4 protein-coding genes are annotated in these 4026 nt (G+C 57.2%); all 4 read left to right on the top strand.

From position 1 onward, the window contains the following. Positions 1 to 580, top strand: a 580-nt coding sequence (locus IKE44_RS07850; RefSeq protein ID WP_287465531.1) for an ABC transporter permease, incomplete at its 5' end; no start/stop codon positions are given. A gap of 2 nt (positions 581 to 582) precedes the next feature. After that, on the top strand, positions 583 to 1371 hold the full coding sequence (locus tag IKE44_RS07845) for an ABC transporter permease (protein ID WP_033016600.1): 789 nt from the start codon (positions 583 to 585) through the stop codon (positions 1369 to 1371). A 377-nt stretch (positions 1372 to 1748) separates the two neighbouring features. Beyond that, positions 1749 to 2138 (top strand): MerR family transcriptional regulator, encoded by a 390-nt coding sequence (locus IKE44_RS07840; RefSeq protein ID WP_025950097.1) that lies wholly within the window; start codon positions 1749 to 1751, stop codon positions 2136 to 2138. A gap of 146 nt (positions 2139 to 2284) precedes the next feature. Beyond that, positions 2285 to 3805 (top strand): bifunctional ADP-dependent NAD(P)H-hydrate dehydratase/NAD(P)H-hydrate epimerase, encoded by a 1521-nt coding sequence (locus IKE44_RS07835; RefSeq protein WP_049625430.1) that lies wholly within the window; start codon positions 2285 to 2287, stop codon positions 3803 to 3805. Positions 3806 to 4026 lie beyond the last annotated feature (221 nt).

Genomic DNA, 4026 nt, shown 5'->3' with positions numbered 1-4026 from the left:
GACGAGCGCGTGGGATGTATGGGAGCTCGACCGTGAAATTCGCGAAGGGACGTTTTCGAATTTGCTGCTTAGGCCGGTTCATCCGATCCATTGGGCGATTGCGGAAAACATCGTTTACAAATGGCTGTTTGCCGTCATTTTAGCGCCGGTTTGGCTGGTGGGGGCGGTGTTTTGGCCGCCGCTTCGCCCGCATATGACGGCAGGGCAAGCGGTGCTGTTTTTGGCGGCGGTCGTATTGGGTGCGGCGCTTCGGTTTTTGTTGAGCTACTCGTGCGGGCTGCTCGCGTTTTGGGTCACAAAGGTGGCGGCGGTGTACGGGGTGATCGACGTCATTTCGTTGTTTTTGTCAGGACGGATCGCGCCGCTGGAAATGCTGCCGCCGGCGCTTCGCGAATGGAGCGAATGGCTGCCGTTCCGCTATATGATCAGTTTTCCGATTGAAATCGCCACCGGGGCGGCGGATGGAGGAGAGTTGGCGCGCGGCTTTGCGGTGGCGGTCGGGTGGATGGCCGTGTTTGTCGCGGGGGTGCAGTGGCTTTGGAAAGCAGGAATGCGAAAAAACCAGGCGGTAGGTGGGTGAATATGCGGCGGTATGGGCGGGTGTTCCGCGAGTTTTTCCGTGCTTGTTTGGTTGAGGAATTGGAATATCGAAGCGAATTTTTCGGCAATTTCATCGCCAGCTTTTTTGGTCTCGGCATCGCCCTGCTTACGATCCATATCTTTTTTTATCAGACGGACCGGTTAGGCGGCTGGACGTATGGGGAAGTGCTTGTGCTGCTCGGCGTTTTTAATACGCTGCGCGGATGGATCGATTTCGCGCTTCGGCCGAACATGCCGCGTTTGCTTGAGCATGTCCGGCGCGGCACGCTCGATTATATTTTGACGAAACCGGTCGATAGCATGTTTTACGTCAGCTTCCGCCACCTTGTCTTTTGGCGGTTGATCGATGTGGCGCTTGGCTTTGGCGTCATCGGCTACGGCTTGTATGTCGAACGCTACGTGCCGTCGGCGGCGGACGTCTTGATGTTTTTCGTCGTGATGACCGCGTCACTCTTGCTTATTTATTCGTTATGGATGATCCTCATGACGACGTCGTTTTGGGTGGTGCGCATTGATGATTTGTCGTTTATTTTCGATTCGTTTTTTGATACGGCCCGCTTCCCGGGCAGCATGTACCGCGGCGCGGTGCGCTTCGTGATTACGTACGTTCTGCCGGCGGTGTTGATCACCAATACGCCGGCTTTGGCGCTGCTTGGGAAATGGAGCATGGCTGCGGTGCTGGCGGCTTTGGCTGTGGCTATGCTCTTTTTATGGGCTTCCCGCCGCTTTTGGCGGTTTGCCTTGCGCTTTTACACCGGGGCGGGCGGGTGAGGAAACGGCTCCCTAGACGGGGGCTTTTTTTCTTTAGTCATGGCTATTTGGCCAAGATATCGACGGTGATCGGCAGTATATCGACGAGCATCATGCTGCTCGATTCGCTTCTTTCCGCCGTGAATGATGGGGAAGCGTTCCAGTGTTTATGACTCGAGCGTTCGGTTGATTGTTTCTTTCCTTGCATTGGCTCGGGATGCTCTCCTTTCGCCGGCGACTCCCAGATCCATTTTTTCCATATTGATGGTTGGATGGCGGAGAGAATGGACACGGAGAAGGGGGAGGATGACTGTTTCTTTGCTTTCATATTCGTTGACTTTTACGTCAACGTCAATTAAAATAAAATTCATAATATTACTTCTATAAAAGGGATGGCCATGCACTATTTCACCATTTCCGATTTGGCGCACGAGTTTGATGTGAGCACCCGGACGATCCGCTATTATGAAGAACGCGGATTGCTCTCCCCAATCCGGACCGAGTCAGGGCAGCGGCTGTATACGAAAAAGGAGCGGGCAAAGCTCAAGCTCATTTTGCGCGGCAAACGGTTCGGCTTTTCGCTTGACGAGATTCATGAGATGATTTCGCTGTTTGATGAGGACCGAACGGGGAAGAAACAGCTGGAAAAAACGGTCGAATACGGGCGGCGGAAATTGAAGGAGGTGAACGAGCGGATTGAGGATTTGCTGCAGCTGAAGGCGGAGATGGAAGCGCTGCTTTCCGATTTTGAACAGCGATTGCGGCAATGGGAGGGATCGGATGGTTGAACATTTCAGAGCTGCTTGCCCGCAATGCGAGGAAATTTCCCGACAAGACGGCGATTATCGATGGGGAAACGGAGCTTTTCTACGCCGAAGTCAACCGAACGGTCAACCTATATGTATGGGAAGAACAATCGAAAGGGGCAACGTATATGATTCCGATCGTAACGGCTGAGGAAATGTACGCCATTGACCGGGAAGTGGCAGAACGGATCGGCATCAGCGCTGACTCGTTGATGGAAAACGCCGGACAGGCGCTGTTTTGGGCGCTGAAGAAGCGGATTCCGCCCGCTGCCAAGGTGGCGGTGCTCGCGGGCACGGGCAACAACGGCGGCGATGGGTTCGTCATCGCGCGCATGTTGAAAAGTTATGGCTATGAAACCGATGTCTGGCTCGTTCCGCCAAAGGAAAAGGTGAAAGGGGCGGCGCGCACGGCGCTTGAGGTGTACGAGCAGTCCGGTTATGCATGGATCGCTTATGAAGGAAAAGAGCGGGAGTTGGCGGCGCTCTTGCCGCATTATGACATCATCATTGACGCCTTGCTTGGCATCGGCGTCAAAGGGGACGTACGTCCGCCATATAAGGAAATCATCGAGCAAGTGAACCGTTCGCCGGCGGTCGTTTATGCGATTGACGTGCCGAGCGGGGTGCCGGCGGACGGTGGGGAAGCCGGCATGGCGGTCCGCGCTGATGCGACACTGACGGTGCAATGCCCGAAACTTGGGGCGTACACGTTCCCGGCGGCCGATTATTACGGAGAGCTCACCGTCGTGGATATCGGCATTCCGCCGGCGGCGGTGCAGGCGAAGGCGGCTGCTCGGTTTTTGTGGGAAAAGAGCGATGTGGTGCGGACGATGCCGAAGCGAACACGGTCATCGCATAAAGGAACGTACGGCAAGCTGCTCATTGTCGGCGGGTCCAAGGCGATGGCCGGCGCGGTGACACTCGCCGCGAAGGCGGCGCTTCGCAGCGGGGCGGGGCTGGTGACGATCGCCGTTCCGGAAGCGATGTATGAGGCGGTCGCCAACCGCGTGCCGGAGGCGATGTGTCGATTATGGCCGGCCGAGGGCGGCGCGTTTGCCGGCGCGGCCGATTGGGACGGGCTTGAGATCGATGCGATCGCGGTCGGCCCAGGGATGGGCCGGACGGAAGGGGTTCGCCGCTTGGTCAATGAGCTTGTGCGCCAGCCGGTGCCGCTTGTCATCGACGCCGATGCCTTGTTTTTTTGGGACGACTACGCCGAGCTGGTGCGCGAACGGAGCGCGCCGACGGTGATCACGCCGCATCCGGGGGAAATGGCGCGCCTCCTTCGCCGCCCGGTCAGCGAGGTGGAACGCGACCGGTTTGGCGTGTCGAAGCGGCTGGCGATGGAATATGGCGTCTATGTCGTGTTGAAAGGGCCGTATACGATTGTGACGGCGCCAGACGGGGCGCAATATGTAAACGCGACCGGCAATCCGGCCTTGGCGAAAGGCGGGAGCGGCGACGTGTTGACGGGCATCGTGGCGGCGTTTTTGCTGCAGCACGAGGCGGTGCAGCCGGCGGTGAGCAATGCAGTGTTCGTGCATGGAAAGGCTGCTGATTGGCTTGTTCAACACGGTCATTCGTCCTGGGATGTATTGGCGTCGGACGTTGTGGATGCCTTGCCGGCTGTGCTCACTTCGCTGACGTGATCAACCGGCCCATTGAAAGGGGCAATGGGGGATGAACACGATTCCTGCCGGTTTGCGATGACCGGCTGGCGTATGGGCTGTGTCAACTACCCCCACTTAGCTAACGCTTGAAGTGGGGGCTTGCAACTCCCCAGAAGTACAAGCGGACTTCGTCCTCCTTCCTTGACTTGGGGTTGCATCAGGGCAGGTTGACAACTACCCAACGACGCAGGTCATGCCTG

The organism is Geobacillus sp., from assembly GCF_017515625.1.
In the GTDB taxonomy this organism is placed as follows: domain Bacteria; phylum Bacillota; class Bacilli; order Bacillales; family Anoxybacillaceae; genus Geobacillus; species Geobacillus stearothermophilus.
Note: the sequence above shows the minus strand (reverse complement) of the source record. Positions and strands in the feature narration are given on the sequence as shown.

Coding starts and splice junctions, on each gene's coding strand:
- IKE44_RS07845 (WP_033016600.1), top strand. CDS start 583: ATGCGGCGGTATGGGCGGGTGTTCCGCGAGTTTTTCCGTGCTTGTTTG.
- IKE44_RS07840 (WP_025950097.1), top strand. CDS start 1,749: ATGCACTATTTCACCATTTCCGATTTGGCGCACGAGTTTGATGTGAGC.
- IKE44_RS07835 (WP_049625430.1), top strand. CDS start 2,285: ATGATTCCGATCGTAACGGCTGAGGAAATGTACGCCATTGACCGGGAA.